At 76.1% G+C, this 17,460-nt stretch carries 14 protein-coding genes; 6 read left to right on the plus strand and 8 right to left on the minus strand.

Translation table 11 applies throughout. From position 1 onward, the window contains the following. Positions 1–169: 169 nt before the first annotated feature. From ung to ACQP12_RS29400, 6 genes are all read right to left on the minus strand, one after another. Positions 170–871 (minus strand): uracil-DNA glycosylase, encoded by a 702-nt coding sequence (gene ung, locus ACQP12_RS29375; protein WP_433283405.1) that lies wholly within the window; start codon positions 869–871, stop codon positions 170–172. Positions 872–933: 62 nt separating this feature from the next. Further along, positions 934–1,416: a tRNA (adenosine(37)-N6)-threonylcarbamoyltransferase complex ATPase subunit type 1 TsaE gene (gene tsaE, locus ACQP12_RS29380; protein ID WP_357939093.1), complete on the minus strand. Its 483-nt coding sequence runs from the start codon at positions 1,414–1,416 to the stop codon at positions 934–936. 26 nt (positions 1,417–1,442) lie between these two features. Next, positions 1,443–2,534 carry an alpha/beta fold hydrolase gene (locus ACQP12_RS29385; RefSeq protein ID WP_433283406.1) on the minus strand — a complete coding sequence of 364 codons (1,092 nt, stop codon included), beginning with the start codon at positions 2,532–2,534 and terminating at the stop codon, positions 1,443–1,445. Positions 2,535–2,758: 224 nt separating this feature from the next. Next, positions 2,759–3,877 carry an alanine racemase gene (alr, locus tag ACQP12_RS29390; RefSeq protein WP_433283407.1) on the minus strand — a complete coding sequence of 373 codons (1,119 nt, stop codon included), beginning with the start codon at positions 3,875–3,877 and terminating at the stop codon, positions 2,759–2,761. Positions 3,878–3,949: 72 nt separating this feature from the next. Further along, complete coding sequence (locus tag ACQP12_RS29395; protein WP_433283408.1) at positions 3,950–5,419, minus strand: NAD(P)H-hydrate dehydratase; 1,470 nt, start codon at positions 5,417–5,419, stop codon at positions 3,950–3,952. Between the two features lie 64 nt (positions 5,420–5,483). Beyond that, positions 5,484–5,852 carry a holo-ACP synthase gene (locus ACQP12_RS29400; RefSeq protein WP_357938694.1) on the minus strand — a complete coding sequence of 123 codons (369 nt, stop codon included), beginning with the start codon at positions 5,850–5,852 and terminating at the stop codon, positions 5,484–5,486. Positions 5,853–6,015: 163 nt separating this feature from the next. Between ACQP12_RS29400 and ACQP12_RS29405 the strand changes: the two genes are divergently transcribed. Both ACQP12_RS29405 and ACQP12_RS29410 read left to right on the plus strand, forming a co-directional pair. Then, entirely contained in the window at positions 6,016–6,312 is a 297-nt protein-coding gene (locus tag ACQP12_RS29405) for a type VII secretion target (protein ID WP_433283409.1), read from the plus strand. A gap of 149 nt (positions 6,313–6,461) precedes the next feature. Continuing rightward, positions 6,462–8,096, plus strand: a complete 1,635-nt coding sequence (locus tag ACQP12_RS29410) for an alpha/beta hydrolase (RefSeq protein ID WP_433283410.1) — start codon at positions 6,462–6,464, stop codon at positions 8,094–8,096. A 65-nt stretch (positions 8,097–8,161) separates the two neighbouring features. On the opposite strand, the gene glmS is transcribed toward ACQP12_RS29410, so the two are convergent. Continuing rightward, positions 8,162–10,075: a glutamine--fructose-6-phosphate transaminase (isomerizing) gene (gene glmS / locus ACQP12_RS29415; RefSeq protein ID WP_357938700.1), complete on the minus strand. Its 1,914-nt coding sequence runs from the start codon at positions 10,073–10,075 to the stop codon at positions 8,162–8,164. Between the two features lie 279 nt (positions 10,076–10,354). On the opposite strand from glmS, the gene ACQP12_RS29420 reads away from it, so the two are divergent. From ACQP12_RS29420 to ACQP12_RS29430, 3 genes are read left to right on the plus strand one after another with little or no spacing between them, the layout of a single operon-like run. Next, on the plus strand, positions 10,355–11,413 hold the full coding sequence (locus tag ACQP12_RS29420) for an MmpS family transport accessory protein (protein WP_433283411.1): 1,059 nt from the start codon (positions 10,355–10,357) through the stop codon (positions 11,411–11,413). Between the two features lie 60 nt (positions 11,414–11,473). After that, on the plus strand, positions 11,474–12,661 hold the full coding sequence (locus ACQP12_RS29425; protein ID WP_433283412.1) for a pyridoxal phosphate-dependent aminotransferase: 1,188 nt from the start codon (positions 11,474–11,476) through the stop codon (positions 12,659–12,661). Further along, entirely contained in the window at positions 12,658–13,767 is a 1,110-nt protein-coding gene (locus ACQP12_RS29430) for a threonine aldolase family protein (protein WP_433283413.1), read from the plus strand. Before ACQP12_RS29425 ends, ACQP12_RS29430 begins: the two co-directional genes overlap by 4 nt. A 163-nt stretch (positions 13,768–13,930) precedes the next feature. On the opposite strand, the gene ACQP12_RS29435 is transcribed toward ACQP12_RS29430, so the two are convergent. Further along, on the minus strand, positions 13,931–14,536 hold the full coding sequence (locus ACQP12_RS29435) for a helix-turn-helix transcriptional regulator (protein WP_433283414.1): 606 nt from the start codon (positions 14,534–14,536) through the stop codon (positions 13,931–13,933). 98 nt (positions 14,537–14,634) lie between these two features. On the opposite strand from ACQP12_RS29435, the gene ACQP12_RS29440 reads away from it, so the two are divergent. Then, positions 14,635–17,460 carry an FtsX-like permease family protein gene (locus ACQP12_RS29440; RefSeq protein ID WP_433283415.1) on the plus strand — a complete coding sequence of 942 codons (2,826 nt, stop codon included), beginning with the start codon at positions 14,635–14,637 and terminating at the stop codon, positions 17,458–17,460.

The raw sequence follows: 17,460 nt of genomic DNA on the forward strand, positions 1-17,460 counted from the left end.
CCCTCCCGCCTCGCGACTCGGCTCGGTCGCCGTCCGGCCGCTCTCCCGCCAGGACGGCAGGACTGCGCCGCCGGCCCGGCCGGCGAGCACCGCGCCGACGGTCAGCCGCTCTCCCGCCAGGACGGCAGGACTGCGCCGCGGGCCCGGCCGGCGAGCACCGCGCCGACGGTCAGCCGGCGGTGCGCTCCCAGTCGACGGTGGGCAGGCCGGCGTCGGCGAGGGCCTTGTTGGCCGCGCTGAACGGGCGGCTGCCCAGGAAGCCGCGCGGGTTCATCGGGCTCGGGTGGCCGGCCTCCAGCACCACGTGGTGCGGGTTGGTGACGAGGGCCGCCTTCTTGCGCGCGTAGCCGCCCCAGAGCAGGAAGACCACCCGCCGGTCGAGCGCGTCCAGGGCCCGGATGGTGGCGTCGGTGAACTCCTCCCAGCCCCGATTGGCGTGCGAGCCCGGGGTGGCCTGCCGGACGGTCAGCACCGCGTTGAGCAGCAGCACGCCCTGCGCCGCCCAGCCGCTCAGGTTGCCGCCGGCCGGCTTCGGCACGCCCAGGTCCTCGCCCAGCTCCTTGAAGACGTTGCGCAGCGACGGCGGCACCGTGACCCCCTCGCGCACGCTGAAGCTCAGCCCGTGCGCCTGCCCCACCCGGTGGTAGGGGTCCTGCCCGAGGATCAGCACCCGGGTCTCCGCCGGCCCGCACAGCCGGTAGGCGGAGAACAGGTCCTCGACCGGCGGGAAGACGGTGCGGGCGGCGTATTCCCCGGCGACGAACTCGGCCAGCGCCGCGGTGCGGGCCGGGTCGAGGTGCGGAGTGAGCGCCGCCCGCCAGGCGTCCGGCAGGAGCGCCAGCAGGTCGAGGGTCGGAGCGTCGTCGGGCATCGGCAACCTTTCACCGCGTCGGATCGGTCCCCGGCACTGTAGGCAGCGGGTGTGACAGCCGGTCAGTCCAGGGTGGCCAGCCGCCGGGCCCAGTCACCGCCGACCGGCTCCAGGCTGACCACCCGGGTGTCGTCGTCCCGCCGGTCGATGCGCACCCGCAGGTGGGCGTCGACCAGCTGCTCGACCATCCCCTCGCCCCACTCGACCACGGTGACCGCCTCGTCCACCGAGGCGTCCAGGTCCAGGTCGTCGATCTCGGCGCGCGGATCGGCCGACTCCCCCAGCCGGTACGCGTCGGCGTGCACCAGCGACACCCGGCCGCCCCGCGCCGGATCCGGCCGGTGCACCCGGGCGATCACGAAGGTCGGCGAGGTGATGTCGCCGCGCACCCCGAGACCGGCGCCGATGCCCTGGGTCAGCGCCGTCTTGCCGGCGCCCAGCGGGCCGCTGAGCAGCAGCAGGTCACCGGCGCGCAGCACACCGGCCAGCCGGCGGCCGAACTCGTGGGTGTCGTCGATCGTCTTCAGCTCCACCACCACGCTCACCGCGTCACCCGGCTCACTCCTCGCGCTCACAGCGCCTCCAGGAACCTCTCCAGCGCCGCGTTCACCTCGTCGGCGTGCTCCAGCATCACCACGTGCCCGCTGTCGTGGATCTTCACGAACTCGGCGTGCGGCAGCCGCCGCACGATCTCCTCGGAGTGGGTCACCGGCGTGATCATGTCCTTGTCCCCCACGATCACCAGCACCGGCGTGCCGGCCAGCGCCGCCAGCGCCGGGAACCGGGAGTGGGTGGCCAGGGTGCGCAGGTAGCGGGTGACCGTGTCGGCCGAGGTGCGGGAGTTCATCGTCTCGACGTACGACACCAGGGCCGGGCTGGGCTTCGGAGTGCCGAAGCCGTACCGGCGGGTGAGCAGCCAGGCGACGTTGGACGTCGACTTGCGGGCCTTGTCGATCACCGTGCCGCCGTACCGGGTGGCGTTGCTCATCATGTAGATCACCGGCGCGCCGACCCGGCCGAGCAGCGCGGGCGCCACCAGCTTCGTCTCCGCGAGCAGCCCACCCGAGGTGGCCATCAGCACCGTGCCGACCACGCGGTCGCCGAACAGCTCCGGATAGAGCTCGGCCAGCGCCATGATCGTCATGCCGCCCATCGAGTGGCCGACCAGCACCAGCGGCCCCTCCGGGGCCACCTCGTCGATCACCCGCCGCAGGGTGTGGCCCAGCGCGGCCAGGTCGTAGTCGCCGCCCTCCAGCTTCCCGGAGCGGCCGTGCCCGGGCTGGTCGTACGCGACGATCCGGTAGTCGCCACGCGCGGCGAGCATCTTGCGCTGGAAGTGGAACGTGCCCATGTCCAGGCAGAAGCCGTGCACCAGCACCACGGTCGGGTGCCCGGCGACCGGGGGGGTCGGCTCGACCACCTCCACGTGGATGTCGGTGCCGTCCGGCATCTCCAGCAGGTACGCGGCGTCGTGGCGCAGATCGCCGAAGACCTCGTCGGCGCAGGGATCCGCGGGGTCGGACTTGAGGCGGCGGACCAGGACCCGCTCGCTCACCACCCCGGCGGCGAGCCCGGCGGCGGCCACACCGAGCGCGGCGCCGACCACCCCGGCGACCCGGCCGGCGGCGGTCCGCGGCCGGGGAATCCGGAACCGCTGACTCACTGTCCAGCCTCGGTTCGCGACTGCGGGGCTCGCAACCCCGGCTCGTGCGCGCATTCCGGCTCGGCCGCGTCCCACGCGAGCCGCCGCGGAATGCGCGTCCTCGCGCTCACAGTGCAGCCTCGGTTCGCGACTGCGGGGCTCGCAACCCCGGCTCACTCCTCGCGCTCACAGTGCAGCCTCGGTTCGCGACTGCGGGGCTCGCAGCCCCGGCTCACTCCTCGCGCTCACGGCCGCTCGCCGTCGTAGACGCGCGGCACCCGGACGCCGCCGAACCGGGTCACGATCTCGTAGTTGATGGTGCCGACCGCCTCGGCCCAGTCGTCGGCGGTGGGCTCGCCGTCCGCGCCGCTGCCGAAGAGGGTCGCCACGTCCCCGGCGGCCACCTCGTCCTCGCCGCAGTCGACGACGAACTGGTCCATGCAGACCCGCCCCGAGATCGTCCGCCGCTTGCCGCCGAGCTGCACCGGGCCGGTGTTCGAGGCGTGCCGGGGCACCCCGTCGGCGTAGCCGAGCGGGACGACCGCCAGGTTCGCCTCCTGCTCGGTGAGGTAGGTGTGGCCGTAGGAGACGCCGGTGCCGGCCGGGACGCGCTTGGTCAGCATGACCCGGGCCCGGGCGGTCATCGCCGGGCGCAGGCCGAACTGCTCCCCCTCGATCGGCGAGAGGCCGTAGACGGCCAGGCCGGGCCGGACCAGGTCGAAGTGGGTGTCCGGGCGGGTGAGCGTGGCCGCCGAGTTGGCGAGGTGCCGGTAGCGGGGGCGCAACCCGGCCCGCTCCACCATCTCCAGCCCCTCGTGGAACACCGCCAGCTGCCGGTCGGTGGTGGGGTGGCCGGGCGAGTCCGCGTAGACGAAGTGGCTCCACACGCCGACCACCTCGACCAGGCCGTCGGCCTGAGCCTTCGCGGCGGCCTCCAGCAGCGCCGGCCAGTCGGCCACGGTGGCCCCGCCGCGGGACAGCCCGGTGTCGATCTTGAGGTGCAGCCGGGCCGGACGGTCCGCCCGCCGGCCCGCCTCGATCATCTCGTCGAGCTGGATGAGGCTCGCGCAGCCCAGGTCGACGCCGACCGCGACCCCGTCGTGCAGGGGCAGCCCCGGGTCGAGGAGCCAGGCCAGCACGGGCGCCGTGACCCCCTCCTGCCGCAGCAGGAGCGCCTCGTCGAGGGTGCAGACGCCGAGCCAGTCCGCCCCGGCGTCGAGCGCCGCGCGGGCCGCCGGAACCATGCCGTGGCCGTAGCCGTCGGCCTTGACCACCGCCATCAGCTCGGCGCTGGTGCCCGACTTGAGCCGGGCCACGTTCTCCCGGATCGCGTCCAGGTCGACGCGTACCTCCGACTGCCACATGCCCTCAGCCTACTTCCGCCGGTGATCACCATGGTCGCGAGCCGCGCGACCGGCCGTCGGCCGCCGCCCCGGTCAGGGCAGTCGGGCCAGCACCGGTCGCAGCGCGGTAGCCACGTCGGGTGCGGTCACCGGACCGCCCCGCGCCGCCTCCCGGCCGGCCAGCCCGTGCAGGTACGCCGCCGCGGCGGCCGCCCGCTCCGGGGCCAGCCCGGCGGCGAGCAGCGAGCCGAGCAGCCCGGCCAGCACGTCCCCGGTCCCCCCGGTGGCCAGCACCGGGGTGCCGGTCGGGTTGACGTACGCGCGGCCGTCGGGGGTGCCGATGATCGTGCGGTCGCCCTTGAGCAGCACCACCGCGTTCATCCAGGCGGCCAGCCGCAGCGCCGCCCCGACCCGGTCCGAACCCGGGGTCTCGCCGCACAGCCGGGCGTACTCGCGGTCGTGCGGGGTCACCACGATCGGCGCGTCCCGCCCGCGCAGCCGGTCCGCCAGTTTGCCGTCGACCAGCAGGGTGAGCGCGTCGGCGTCGAGGACCGCCGGCACCGGCGCGGCGAGCACCGCGCGCAGTGCGGCGGCGGACTCCTCGCCGGTGCCCAGCCCCGAGCCGCAGATCCAGGCCTGCACCCGGCCGGCGTCGGCGACCCGGTCGGTGGCGATCACCGACGGGTGCTGGTGCAGCACCTCCGCGCGGGCGCCACCCGCGTAGCGGACCATGCCGGTGGGGCCGGCCAGCGCGCCGCTGACCGACAGCACCGCCGCGCCCGGGTAGGTGGCCGAGCCGGTCGCCACCCCGACCACGCCCCGGCTGTACTTCTCCGAGGACGGGCCGAGCCGGGGCCACCAGTCGACCAGGTCGGACCACTCGGTGACGCGCAGCGCCGGGGTGCCGCGCAGCCACGGCCCCAGCCCGATGTCGACCAGCTCGACGTGCCCGGCGAGCGGCGCGGCCGGGCCGACCACCAGGGCCGGCTTCAGCGCGCCGAAGGCGACCGTCACGTCGGCGCGCACCGCGCAGGGCCGGCCGGAGGCGGTGAGCGGCACATGCCCGGTGTCCACGGCGACGCCGCTCGGCACGTCCACCGCGACCACGGTGGCCCGCGTGCCGTCCCGCCCGATCCGCTCGGCCAGGCTCGCGGCGAGCTGGTCGGCGGTCTCCCGGAGCCCGCCGGTGCCGCCGATCCCGACGATCCCGTCGAGCACCAGGTCGACCACGGCCGGTGGCCGGTCGACGACGCGCCCGCCGGCGGCCCGCAGCGCGGCCAGCCCCTCGGCGTGCGCCCGGCCGGGGGTGAGCAGCAGGGCGGCGACCGCCGCTCCCCGGCGGGCCAGGTGCGCGCCCGCGTAGAGGGCGTCGCCGCCGTTGTCGCCGGAGCCGATCAGCAGCAGCACCCCGGCGCCGTAGACGCCGCCCCGCTCGCCGAGCAGCAGCGCGCACCGGCGGGCCAGCCCGGCGGCGGCCCGCTGCATGAGCGCCCCGGGCGGCAGGGTGGCCATCAGGCCCGCCTCCGCCGCGCGTACGTCCGCGACCCGCCACACCGGTCTCATGCCACCCCGTCCCGTCCGTCTGTCCCGTTCGTCCCGGACCGGCCGACCGACCCGCCGGGTCGGCTCACTGTTCCGCGACCACCATGGCCGACGCGATCCCGCCGTCATGCGACAACGACAGGTGCCAGCGGTTGATCCCGCGCTCGGCCGCCGCGGCGGCCACCGTGCCGGACACGGTCAGCCAGGGGCGGCCCTCCGGATCGGAGGCGACCTCACAGTCGTGCCACTGGAGCCCGGCCGGCGCGCCGAGCGCCTTGGCCACCGCCTCCTTGGCCGCGAACCGGGCCGCCAGGGACTCGGGCGAGCGCGGACCGCCGGAGCGGGTGGACCGCTCGGCGTCCGTGAAGAGGCGGCCGGCGAGCGACGGCGTGCGCGCCAGCGACCGGGCGAACCGGTCCACCAGCACGACGTCGATGCCGACAGCCACGATCATGGACTCACCCTACCGGCGCGCCGGGCCGTGGATCGGTCGTGGACAACCCCTGTGGAAAACCCGCGATACGCCCGACCGCCCGTTGTCCACAGGGCCGGCGCGGGGGGTCCGCCGATCCGTAGCGTCCCGGCTGTCCGTCCGCCAGGTCGCAGGGAGGTCGCCGATGGGCGAGGAGCCGTTCAGCGTCGAGCCGGAGCTGTTGCGCGGGGTGGCCCGGGAGCTGGCCGACGACGCCTACCGGCTGGCCCGCGGGCCGGCCACCGAGCCGGGCCTGGTGGTGCCGGCCGACGGCTGGCGGGCCGGGGTGACGCTGGCCGAGCTGGAGGCGGCGGTGCAGCGCTGGTGCGGGTCGCTCGCCGCGCGGGTGGCGGCCACCGCCGAGGCGCTCCGGGCCGCCGCCGACGGCTACGAGGCGGTCGACGAGCGGGCCGCCCGCCGCCTCGCCGGGCTCCCCCGATGAGCACCGCGGCCGGCTCCCGGGCGGCGGGGCGGGGCGGCCGAACGCCGCGCGGGACCGTGGCGGCTCCGCCGCGCTCCCCGGCCGGCACCATCGCGCCCCCGGCTGGGCGACCGCGCCCGCCTGCCGGACTCGGTCGGCAGGCGGCGCAGGTGCCGTCGACCGGGCTCCGCCAGCGGGCCGCGGAGGACCCCGTCGGCTACGCGCAGCTCTGGCGGGCCGACCCGGGGGCCTGGGCCGCGGCGGGTGCGGCGTGGCGAGGGCTGACCGGCCCGGTCCGGCGGCGGGCCGACGGGCTGAGCGCCCGGCTCGGCGCGCTGCGGACCGGCTGGTCGGGCGCGGCCTCGGGCACCGCGCAGGGGCGGATCGGCGAGCTGCGCACCGCGCTGACCGACGTGCTGCCCGCGCTCATCGAGGTCGACCAGGTGCTCGCCGAGTTCGCCGCCCGGGTGGCCGCGGCCCGGGCCCGGCTCGGCGCCGCCGTGGCGCACGCCGATGCCGGCGGCCTGCTCGTGGACCGGGCCGGGGCGGTCCGGCCGGATCCGGCCCGACCCCGGCCCGCCTGGCTGGTCGGTCCGGCGGTGGCGCAGGTGGGCGCCGAGATCCGGGGGGCGCTGGCGCTGGCCGGGGCGGCCGACCGGGAGGCGGCCGGCCGGCTGGCGGAGCTGGCGGCGGGGGCCGTGACCGGCTGGGTGAGCGTCCCGCCGGCCTGGCGACCGTCGGCCGGGGCCGGGCCGGCCGAGGTGCGCCGCTGGTGGGCCGGCCTCACCCCGGCCGAGCGCCGGTGGCTGGTGAGCCGCGAACCGGACCGGGTCGGCCGCCTCGACGGGGTGCCCGTGGCGGCCCGCGACCAGGCCAACCGGCTGGTGCTGGCCCGGCGCCGGGCGGAGCTCGTGGAGCGGCGCGCCGGGCTGCTGCGCGCGCGGCCGGCCGGGCCGCTCGAACTGGCCCGGCTGGCCCGGCTCGCCGCGGTGGAGGCGGCGCTGCGCGGCCTCGACGGGCTCGGCGAGCGGCTGGCCGCGCCCGGGGCGCCGCGGGCGTACCTCCTGGGGTTGGATCCGGCCGGGGACGGGCGGGCCGTGGTGGCGCTCGGCAACCCGGACCGGGCCGGCGCGGTGCTGACCTACGTGCCGGGGATGACCGCGGACCTCGCCGACGCCCCGGGCGAGCTGGGCCGGGCCGCCCGGGTGCTGGACCGGTGCGCAGCGCTCGACCCGGGCACGGAGGCGGCGGCCGTGCTCTGGCTGGACTACGACGCGCCGGACTTCCTGCCCGAGGCGGCGCGCGGGCGGCAGGCCGAGGACGCCGGGCCGGCCCTGCACCGGTTCCAGGAGGGGCTGCGTGCCTCGCACGAGGGGCCGCCCGCCCGGCAGACCGTGCTGGGGCACAGCTACGGCTCGGTGGTGGTCGGCACGGCGGCCCGTGACCACGGGCTGAGCGCCGACGCCCTGGTCTTCGTGGGCTCTCCCGGAGTGGGCGTCGACCACGCGGCCGAGCTGCGAATGCCGCCCGGCCAGGTGTGGGCCGCCACCGCGCCGGACGACGTCATCCGGCTGGCCCGGCCGCCCGACGAGCTGGCCCGCCGGGCGGTGCTGGCCGGCACGCCGCTCGGCCCGGCGGCCGCGCTGCTCGACCCGCACGACGACCGGCTCTGGTTCGGCGAGGACCCGAGCTCTCCCGGCTTCGGCGGCCGGCGCTTCCCCAGCGGCCGCCACGGGCACGCCGGCTACTGGGACCCCGGCAACCCCGCGCTGGACGGCATGGCCCGGATCGTGCTGGGCCGATGACCGCACCGGGGCCGGAAACGGCGTGGCCCCTCCGCCGTGGGACGGAGGGGCCGCGATCGGGTCGACTACTCGACGGTGACCGACTTGGCCAGGTTCCGGGGCTGGTCGACGTCGTGACCGCGGGCGGCGGCGATCTCCGCGGCGAGCACCTGGAGCGGCACGGTGGTCACCAGCGGCGCCAGCAGCGTCGGCGTGCGCGGCACGTAGATCAGGTGGTCGGCGTAGCGGACCACCGCCTCGTCGCCCTCCTCCGCGATCACGATGGTGCGGGCGCCGCGGGCGCGCACCTCCTGGATGTTGGAGACGACCTTGTCGTGCAGCATGCCCCGACCGACCGGCGACGGCACGATGCAGATGACCGGGGTGCCCTTGTCGATCAGCGCGATGGGGCCGTGCTTGAGCTCGCCGGCGGCGAAGCCCTCGGCGTGCATGTACGCCAGCTCCTTGAGCTTCAGCGCGCCTTCGAGGGCCACCGGGTAGCCGACGTGCCGGCCGATGAACAGCACGGTCGGCTCCGACTTCAGGTCGCGGGCCAGCTCGCGGACCGGCTCGATGCGGTCGAGCAGCTCGCGCAGCTTGCCCGGCATCTCCTGGAGCTGGGACACCACCGCGCCTACCTCGTCGGCGAACTTGATCCCGCGCACCTGGGCCAGGTGCAGGCCGATCAGGTAGCAGGCGACGAGCTGGGTGAGGAACGCCTTGGTGGAGGCGACCGCGATCTCCGGGCCGCCGTGGGTGTAGAGCACGGCGTCGGACTCGCGCGGGATGGTCGAGCCGTTGGTGTTGCAGATGGCCAGCACCCGGGCCTTCTGCTCCTTGGCGTGGCGCAGCGCCATGAGGGTGTCCATGGTCTCGCCGGACTGCGAGATCACCACGATCAGCGTGGACCGGTCCAGCACCGGGTCGCGGTAGCGGAACTCGCTGGCCAGCTCCACCTCGCAGGGGATCCGGGTCCAGTGCTCGATGGCGTACTTGGCGACCAGCCCGGAGTGGTAGGCGGTGCCGCAGGCCACGATGAAGATCTTGTCGACGTCGCGCAGGTCCTGCTCGCTGAGGCGGACCTCGTCGAGGGCGATCTCACCGCTCTCGGTGAGCCGGCCGAGCAGCGTGTCGGCGATGGCCTGGGGCTGCTCCTCGATCTCCTTGAGCATGAACCAGTCGTAGCCACCCTTCTCGGCGGCCGACGAGTCCCAGTCGATGTGGAAGTCCTTGCCGGTCGCGGGCTGGCCGGCGAAGTCGGTGATCTCGATGCTCTCCGGGGTGATCAGGACGATCTGGTCCTGGCCCAGCTCGACCGCGTCGCGGGTGTGCTCGATGAACGCGGCCACGTCGCTGGCCAGGTAGTTCTCGCCGTCACCGCGGCCGACCACGAGGGGCGAGTTGCGCCGGGCGCCGACGACCGCGCCGGGGATGCCGGCGTCGACGGCGAGCAGCGTGAAGGCGCCCTCCAGCCGCTGGCAGACCAGCCGCATGGCGGAGGCGAGCAGCTGCGGGCTGTCGACCTCGCCGGCCGAGCGCAGGTCGGCCAGCGAACGGGCGAGCAGGTGCGCGGCGCACTCGGTGTCGGTGTCGCTGGTGAACTCGACGCCGTCGGCCTCCAGCTCGGCGCGGAGCTTCGCGAAGTTCTCGATGATGCCGTTGTGGATCACGGCGACACGGCCGTCCGGGGAGAGGTGCGGGTGGGCGTTGCGGTCGGTCGGGCCGCCGTGGGTGGCCCACCGGGTGTGGCCGATGCTGGTGGTGCCGTCGCCGATGCCGATCGGGCTGGCGGCGCAGGACTCGGGGTCGGCCGCGGCGCGCTCGGCGAGAACCTTCTCCAGGTTCGCCAGCTTGCCGGCCTTCTTCTCGATCAGCAGCTCGTCGTCGCAGACGACGGCGACGCCCGCCGAGTCGTAGCCGCGGTACTCCAGCCGCCGCAGTCCGTCCAGCACGATGCCGAGCGCCGGGCGCGCACCGGCGTAACCCACGATTCCACACATGGTCCGCAGCCTAACCCAGTTTCGCTCACCACGTGTGCTCGGAAGCCGGGTAAACGATCACTGAATTTGAGCGAACCGGTGAGCGGATGGCGAGGATCGGACAAACCTCGCATCGGCCGCGGCCACCCTGGCCCATCGATGCACGGGTCCGGGAGGACCGCGCGCACGGGGGACGCCGGGTCTGGTCGTCGGGCCGTACATTGAGGGCCCCCGGTCGGTGCGACGCCTCCGACCACGCCCGTCCCGCGGTCGTCCGCGCCGGCCCCTGCGAGCTGAACGATGTCCGAGACGACCCCCACCCCCGAACCGGGGCACAGCGGCGGCCCGAGCGACCCGACCGCTCCGGAGCCCACGACCTGGAGCCCGCCGGACCCGCTCGCCGCTCCGCAGCCCTGGGCGCCACCCGCCCCCTGGGCCCCCGAGCCCTGGACCCCCAGCCCGTGGGCCGCGCCCGGATCCGCTCCGCCGGGCGGGCCGCCGGGCCCGTGGTCCCAGCCCGGGTACGCCGCGCCGGGCGCCGCCGGGGCACCCGCTCCCCCGGGGCCGGGTGCGGACCCGACGACAGCGCCGGGCCCGGCTGGTGGCACGACGCCGGGAGCAACGCCGGGCCCGGCCGGCTGGGCCACCCCGGGAGCAGAGCCGCCGTTCCCCGGTCCGCACGCCCCGGGCGGCACGGTGCGCCTGCCCGCCCCGCCGGGGCATCCGGCCGGCGCCCCGGGGGCGGCGCCCGCACCGCCCTGGCCCGGCGGCTCTCCCGGGTCGGGATGGCCGCCGGCCGGCTACCCGCCGCCGTACGCGTACCCGACGGGGGCGCCACGCCGGTCGCCCGGCGGGTGGATCGTGGCCGTCGTGGTGACCGTGGTCATCGCCCTGGTGCTCGCCTTCTGCGGCTGCGTCGGCCTCGGCGTGCTCGGCAGCTTCGTCGACGACTCGGCCACCTCGGGCCAGCCCTACGAGCCCGACTTCGACGAGCCGGGATTCGGCGAGCCGGGATTCGGCCCCGGCGGGGAACCCACGCCCACGGAGGCCGCGCCGCCGGTCCCCGCCACCACCCCCTCGGGCGGGCGGGGCCGCTTCACCGTGGTGTACGAGGTCACCGGCACGGGCGCGGCGAACGTCGACTTCTACGACGCCAACCGCGACTTCCTCCACGTCGACGGGATGCAGCCACCGTGGCGGCTGGCGTTCACCGCCGACGACCGGAAGCGGGTGCAGATCGTCGCCCTGCCCGACGACCAACGTCGCGACGGGCTGACCTGCCGGATCACCATCGACGGGAAGGTCGTCTCCCGGGATTCGAGCGCCACGGGAGGGATCGCGACCTGCTTCGGGTGGTGACACCGGCGGCGGGTGGGCGGTGGTCTTGCGGCGCCAGCACCGGGCCGTAGGCTGGCCGGCGTGACGACGACCGATCCGCTGGTGGCCCGGATGCGGCCGTTCGGCACCACCATCTTCGCCGAGATGTCCGCGCTGGCCGTGCGCACCGGCGCGGTCAACCTCGGGCAGGGCTTCCCCGACACCGACGGCCCGCCGGAGATGCTCGCCGCGGCCGCCGAGGCGCTGCTCTCCGGCCACAACCAGTACCCGCCGGGCCCGGGCATCCCGGCGCTGCGCGCGGCCGTCGCGGCACACCAGCGCCGGTTCTGGGGCCTGGAGTACGACCCGGACGGCGAGATCGTGGTGACGGCGGGCGCCACCGAGGCGATCGCGGCGAGCATCCTCGCCCTCTGCGAGCCGGGCGACGAGGTGGTCTGCTTCGAGCCCTACTACGACTCGTACGCGGCCTCGATCGCCCTGGCCGGCGCGGTCCGCCGCCCGGTGACCCTGCGTCCCGGCGCCGACGGCCGGTACGCCTTCGACCCGGCGGAGCTGCGCGCCGCGTTCGGGCCGCGTACCCGGCTCGTGCTGCTGAACACTCCGCACAACCCGACCGGCAAGGTGTTCACCGCCGACGAGCTGGCCCTGGTCGCCGAGCTGTGCCAGGAGCACGGCGCGTACGCGGTGACCGACGAGGTCTACGAGCACCTGGTCTTCACCGACGCCGCCGCCCCGCACCTGCCGCTGGCGACGCTTCCCGGCATGCGCGAGCGGACGCTGCGCATCTCCTCGGCGGGCAAGACGTTCTCCTGCACCGGCTGGAAGGTCGGCTGGGTGAGCGGCCCGGCGCCGCTGGTCGCCGCCGTGCTGCGGGTGAAGCAGTTCCTCACCTTCGTCAACGCCGGGCCGCTGCAACCGGCCGTGGCGGTCGCGCTCGGCCTGCCGGACGCGTACTTCGCCGGCTTCCGGGACGGGATGCAGCGGCGGAGGGACCAGCTCGTCGCCGGGCTCACCGACGCCGGGTTCGGGGTGCTGGCGCCCGAGGGGACGTACTTCGTCACCGCCGACGTCACCCCGCTCGGCGGGCGGGACGGGGTGGAGTTCTGCCGCTCGCTGCCGGAACGCTGCGGCGTGGTGGCGGTGCCGACCCAGGTCTTCTACGACGACGCGGAGGCGGGCCGGCGGCTGGTCCGGTTCGCGTTCTGCAAGCGGCCCGAGGTGCTCACCGAGGCGGTCACCCGGCTGCGCCGGCTCAAGGAGGACGCATGACCGACGCGTACGCCGAGCGGATGCGCCGGCTCGCCGCCCAGCGCGACTGCGACACGGTGCTCTCCGGCGTCCGGCCGGCTTCGGTGCGGGAGCAGCTCGCGGCGCTCGGTGCGGCCGTCCCCGACGACCTGCTGCCGGACTTCTACGGCGAGGGCGGGGCGGTGGAGCAGCTCGAACGGCGGGTCGCCGAGCTGCTCGGCGTCGAGGCGGCGGCCTTCTTCCCCACCGGCACCATGGCCCAGCAGGTCGCGATGCGCTACGGCGCCGAGCTGACCGGTCGGGACGCCGTCGGCCTGCACCCGCTCAGCCACCCGCTGGTGCACGAGCGCGACGCGTACGCGGTGCTGGGTGGCCTGCGGGCGGTGCGCACCACGGCGGCGCCGCGCAACCCGACGGCCGAGGAGGTGGCCGCGCTCGACGAGCCGATCGGCACGCTCTTCCTGGAGCTGCCGCTGCGGGACGCCGGGTTCGTGCTGCCGGCCTGGGACGAGCTGGTGGCGGTGGCCGGCGCGGCCCGGCAGCGGGGCGCCCGGGTGCACCTGGACGGGGCCCGGCTCTGGGAGTCCACCGTCCACCTCGGGCACTCGGCGGCCGAGATCGCGGCTCTGGCGGACAGCACGTACGTCTCGTTCTACAAGTCCCTGGGCGGCCACTCCGGCGCGGCGCTGGCCGGCGACGCCGAGCTGGTGCGGTACGCCCGCGCCTGGCGGCACCGTTACGGCGGCACCCTTTTCCAGCAGTGGCCGGCGGCCCTCGCCGCGCTCGCTGGGCTGGAGGGGGAGCTGCCGCGGCTGGCCGGCTACGTGGCGCACGCGAAGGTGGTGGCCGAGGCGCTGGCCGCCCTGCCGGGCGCCCGGGTCCACCCGGCCCCGCCGCACACCCATCAGTTCCGGCTCTGGCTGCCGCACCCGGCGGAAGCGCTGGACGCCGCCAACCTCGCGCTCGCCGAGGAGGAGAAGGCGTGGTTCGCCGGCGGCTGGCGGGACACCGAGGTGCCCGGCCTGGCGCTGACCGAGGTGACGGTGGCCGGCCCGGCCCTGGAGCTGGGCCGCGACCAGGTCCTCGACCTGGCCGACCGGTTCCTGCGCCGGGTGGCGCGCCGCTGACGCCGGCCTGACGGCCCGCCGGCCCACCTGCGGGGCCGGGAAGCGCCTGACCCCGGACGCGCCTCACCTACGGCGCCGGGCAGCGCCTGGCCCGTGACGCCCGCCGGCGCACCCTGCGAGTCGGGCGGCGCCCCGGTTCGGCGGAGCGCCGCCGCCCGGCGGGTCACCCCGCGGAACGGGCCGGGCCGGCGTCGGCTGCCGGCGTCGCCGGGCCCGGCCGGTCTGCCGCCAGGGCCCGGAGCGCGGCACCCCCGTCCGCGAGCAGCGCCGACTCGGCGTCGTCGACGAAGGCGAGGTCCGCCTCGACGTGCCGGGCGGCGGCGGAGAGCAGCAGCCGGACCACCGGGTCCTCGGAGCGGCGGCGCAACCCGTCGAGGTTGCGCAGCTCCCGCATGAGGTGGCCGCGCTGGTTGGCCAGCACGGTGCGGACGGTGGTGGCCTCGCCCGACCGGGCGGCGGCGGTCACCTTGAGGAAGAAGTCGTCCCGGAAGCCGCCGCTGCGCGGGCTGGGTTCGGCGAGCCAGCGATCGAGGTCGGTCCGGCCGGCCTGGGTGATCTCGTAGACCACCCGGTCCGGCTTAACCGGCTGGGCGTGCCGCTCGGCGACCACCAGCCCGTCCCGGGACAGCCGGTCGAGGATCTGGTAGAGGTGCCCGATGTTGAGCGGCCCCCACTGCGGGCCGACCGCCGCCTCGAAGGCGCTCTTGAGCTCGTAGCCGTAGCTGGGGCCGCGGGCGAGCAGGGCCAGGACCGCGTGCTGGATCGCCACCGTCTCCTCCGATCCGGTTCCGGACAGGCGCCCCGGAGGGGCCTTGCATTGTCACAATGTATCGCGCACAGTGTGAGTCAGCACACGGGGAGGCGCGAATGTTCCACGTCATCTGGGGGCAGCTTCGCGGCCGTGCGGGGCGGTCGGTGGCCCTGCTGGTCGGCGTACTGGTGGCGACCACCGGGTTCGTCGTCCTGACCGGGGCCACCACAACCTCCCGACTGGACGTCACCGGCACCGTCGAGCGGAACACCGAGGCGGCGTACCAGATCCTCGTCCGTCCGAAGGGGACGCGCACCCCGCTGGAGGTCGAGCGCCGGCTGGTCCGCCCCAACTACCTCTCCGGTCTCTTCGGTGGCATCACCACGGCCCAGTACGAGCAGGTCAAGGCGGTGGACGGCGTCGACGTGGCCGCGCCCATCGCGATGCTGGGCCACTCCACCGCACCGGTGCCCATGTCGTTCGACGTCACCGACGCCGTCGACCGGAGTCTGGACCGGCAGGTGATCCGCGTCGACCCCACCTTCGTGGCCGAACGCGGCCTCTCCACCGCGCCGGCCAAGCCGCGCTACGTGTACGTGACGAAACACCGCCTCATCTACCCCCGCTTCGACGGCCAGCTGTCCGAGCAGGTGCCCTACACCGACGGCAGTTCGTACGCCTGGGACGACGTGTGCGGGCCCGTCCCGCGGGAGGTGTTCCCGGGCGGGGCGAGCCGCCCGATCTGCGATCCGATGTTCGGCGGCCTGCAGGGCAGCCCCGCCACCCTCTCCGAACGGGAGGTGTGGAGCCTGGACACGGTGCGGCTGCTGCCGGACGGCCGGTTCGAGGCGGCCAACGGCTTGCTCACGCCGGGCACCGCCCCCAGCACCACCGACCGCCTGGTGCTCACCTACCAGCTGACCGTGCCGTTGCTGATCGCCGCCGTCGACCCCGCCGCTGAGGACCGGCTCGTGGGGCTGGACGCCGCCGTGGTCAGCGGGCGGCCGGTCCGGGCCGACGACGCGGTGACCGAGCGCCGCGGCGGCACCATGATCATGCGGACCGCACCGGCGCTCCTCACCAACCGTCCCTTCTTCGACAGCACGATGCGCGTCCGGTTCACCCGGCTGCCCACGGCCCGGCCGGCCACGGTGCCGGCCATCGACCTCGAGCAGACCTTGGGCGGCGCGACCGGGATCCCGGCCGGCTCCGCCGAGGTCGACGCGGGCGCCGGCTACCGCGCCCAGCTGACGAAGGGGATCGACGAGGAGAACTGCTGCCGCGGCCAGTTCCAGCGGGTCATCCAGGCGGGGCCGGTGACCTACCACGAGCTGCCCGACGGCACCCTGCGTGCCGACGCGGTGCCGCCCGCGGACCCCGAGGTGTACGGCAACCGGGCCACCTACAACTACCTGCCCCGGCCCTGGCTGGCCGACGACACCGGCTCCCGGCCGGTCCGGGCCCTCGCCGGGAAGGAAGGTGGCGCGGCCACGCAACTCCACCAGTGGCAGGCCGTCGGGGTGTTCGACCCGGAGAAGCTGGCCGGCTTCGGCGACGCGGGCACGGTCCCGCTGGAGACGTACGCGGCGCCGCGCGCCGAGGGCGCGGACGACCGCAGCCGTGCCGCGCTCGGCGGACGGCCCCTGGAGCCGAGCGGCAATCCGGCCGGCTACCTCTCGGTGCCGCCGCTGGTGCTCACCAACCTCGCCAGCGTGCCGAAGCTGCTGGAGGGCAGCAACAGCCCGCAACGCAGCGCGCCGATCAGCGCGATCCGGGTCCGGGTCGCCGGTGTGGACGGCTACAGCGAGCGCGCCGCCGAGCGGGTCCGGCTGATCGCCGAGCAGATCAACCGGGCGAGCGGCCTGGACGTCGACATCACGCTGGGCTCGTCCGCCGCCCCGCGGACCGTGGAGCTGCCGGGCGGCGCGTTCGGCCGCCCCGACCTGCGGCTGACCGAGAACTGGTCGGCGCTGGGTGTCGCCTCGACCATCGTCCAGGCGGTGGACCGCAAGAGCGCCGTGCTGTTCCTGCTCGTGCTGGTGGTCTGTGTGCTCTTCCTCGGCAACGCCGTCTCCGCCGCCGTCCGGGACCGCCGCTCCGAACTGGCGGTGCTGTCCTGCCTCGGGTGGCCGGCCCGCCGGATCGGGGCACTCGTCCTCGGCGAGGTCGCCCTGCTCGGCCTCGCCGCCGGGCTGCTGTCGCTCGGGCTCGCCGTACCGCTCGGCGCCGCCCTCGGCATCGGCGTCGACTGGCGGCGGGCGTCGCTCGCCGTACCGGTGGCGCTGCTGCTCGCGCTGGCCGCCGGCCTGGCGCCCGCGCTGCGGGCGGCGCGCTCCCACCCGGCCGCCGCGCTCCGCCCGCAGGTCGCCACCGCCCGGTGGATACGCCGGCCCCGCACCCTGTTCGGGCTGGCCCTGGCCAACCTGGTCCGCACCCCCGGGCGGACTCTGCTCGGCGCCGGCGCCCTGGCCATCGGTGTGGCGGCGCTGACCCTGGTGGCCGCCGTCGGGTACGCGTTCCGGGGCGCGATCGTCGGGACCCTGCTCGGTGACACGGTCGCGCTGAGCGTGCGCGGCGCCGACGCGCTGGCCGCCGGCGCGACCGTGCTGCTCGGCGCCGCCGCGGTCGCGGACGTGCTCTACCTCAACATCCGGGACCGGGCGGCCGAGCTGGCCACCCTGCGCGCCACCGGCTGGACCGACCTCGCGCTCGGCCGGCTGGTCGGCTACGAAGGGCTGCTGCTCGGCGGGCTCGGCGCGCTCGCCGGCGCGGGGCTGGGCACGGGCGGGGCGGCCTGGCTGGTCGGGGACGTCCCGGGCGCGCTGGTGCTGGTCGCCGCGCTGACGGCGGCGGGCGGCGTGCTGCTCACCGCCGGCGCGGCCCTGGCGCCGGCCGCGCTACTGCGCCGGCTACCCACCGCACGACTGCTGGCAGAGGAGTGA

This window comes from Micromonospora sp. CA-244673 (assembly GCF_050948395.1).
GTDB lineage: Bacteria > Actinomycetota > Actinomycetes > Mycobacteriales > Micromonosporaceae > Micromonospora.

What these genes read in the sequence shown, in the direction of transcription:
- ung (WP_433283405.1), bottom strand. Translation starts at nt 871, where the DNA reads ATGCCCGACGACGCTCCGACCCTCGACCTGCTGGCGCTCCTGCCGGAC.
- alr (WP_433283407.1), bottom strand. Translation starts at nt 3,877, where the DNA reads ATGTGGCAGTCGGAGGTACGCGTCGACCTGGACGCGATCCGGGAGAAC.
- ACQP12_RS29395 (WP_433283408.1), bottom strand. Translation starts at nt 5,419, where the DNA reads ATGAGACCGGTGTGGCGGGTCGCGGACGTACGCGCGGCGGAGGCGGGC.
- ACQP12_RS29400 (WP_357938694.1), bottom strand. Translation starts at nt 5,852, where the DNA reads ATGATCGTGGCTGTCGGCATCGACGTCGTGCTGGTGGACCGGTTCGCC.
- ACQP12_RS29405 (WP_433283409.1), top strand. Translation starts at nt 6,016, where the DNA reads ATGGGCGAGGAGCCGTTCAGCGTCGAGCCGGAGCTGTTGCGCGGGGTG.
- glmS (WP_357938700.1), bottom strand. Translation starts at nt 10,075, where the DNA reads ATGTGTGGAATCGTGGGTTACGCCGGTGCGCGCCCGGCGCTCGGCATC.
- ACQP12_RS29420 (WP_433283411.1), top strand. Translation starts at nt 10,355, where the DNA reads ATGTCCGAGACGACCCCCACCCCCGAACCGGGGCACAGCGGCGGCCCG.
- ACQP12_RS29430 (WP_433283413.1), top strand. Translation starts at nt 12,658, where the DNA reads ATGACCGACGCGTACGCCGAGCGGATGCGCCGGCTCGCCGCCCAGCGC.
- ACQP12_RS29440 (WP_433283415.1), top strand. Translation starts at nt 14,635, where the DNA reads ATGTTCCACGTCATCTGGGGGCAGCTTCGCGGCCGTGCGGGGCGGTCG.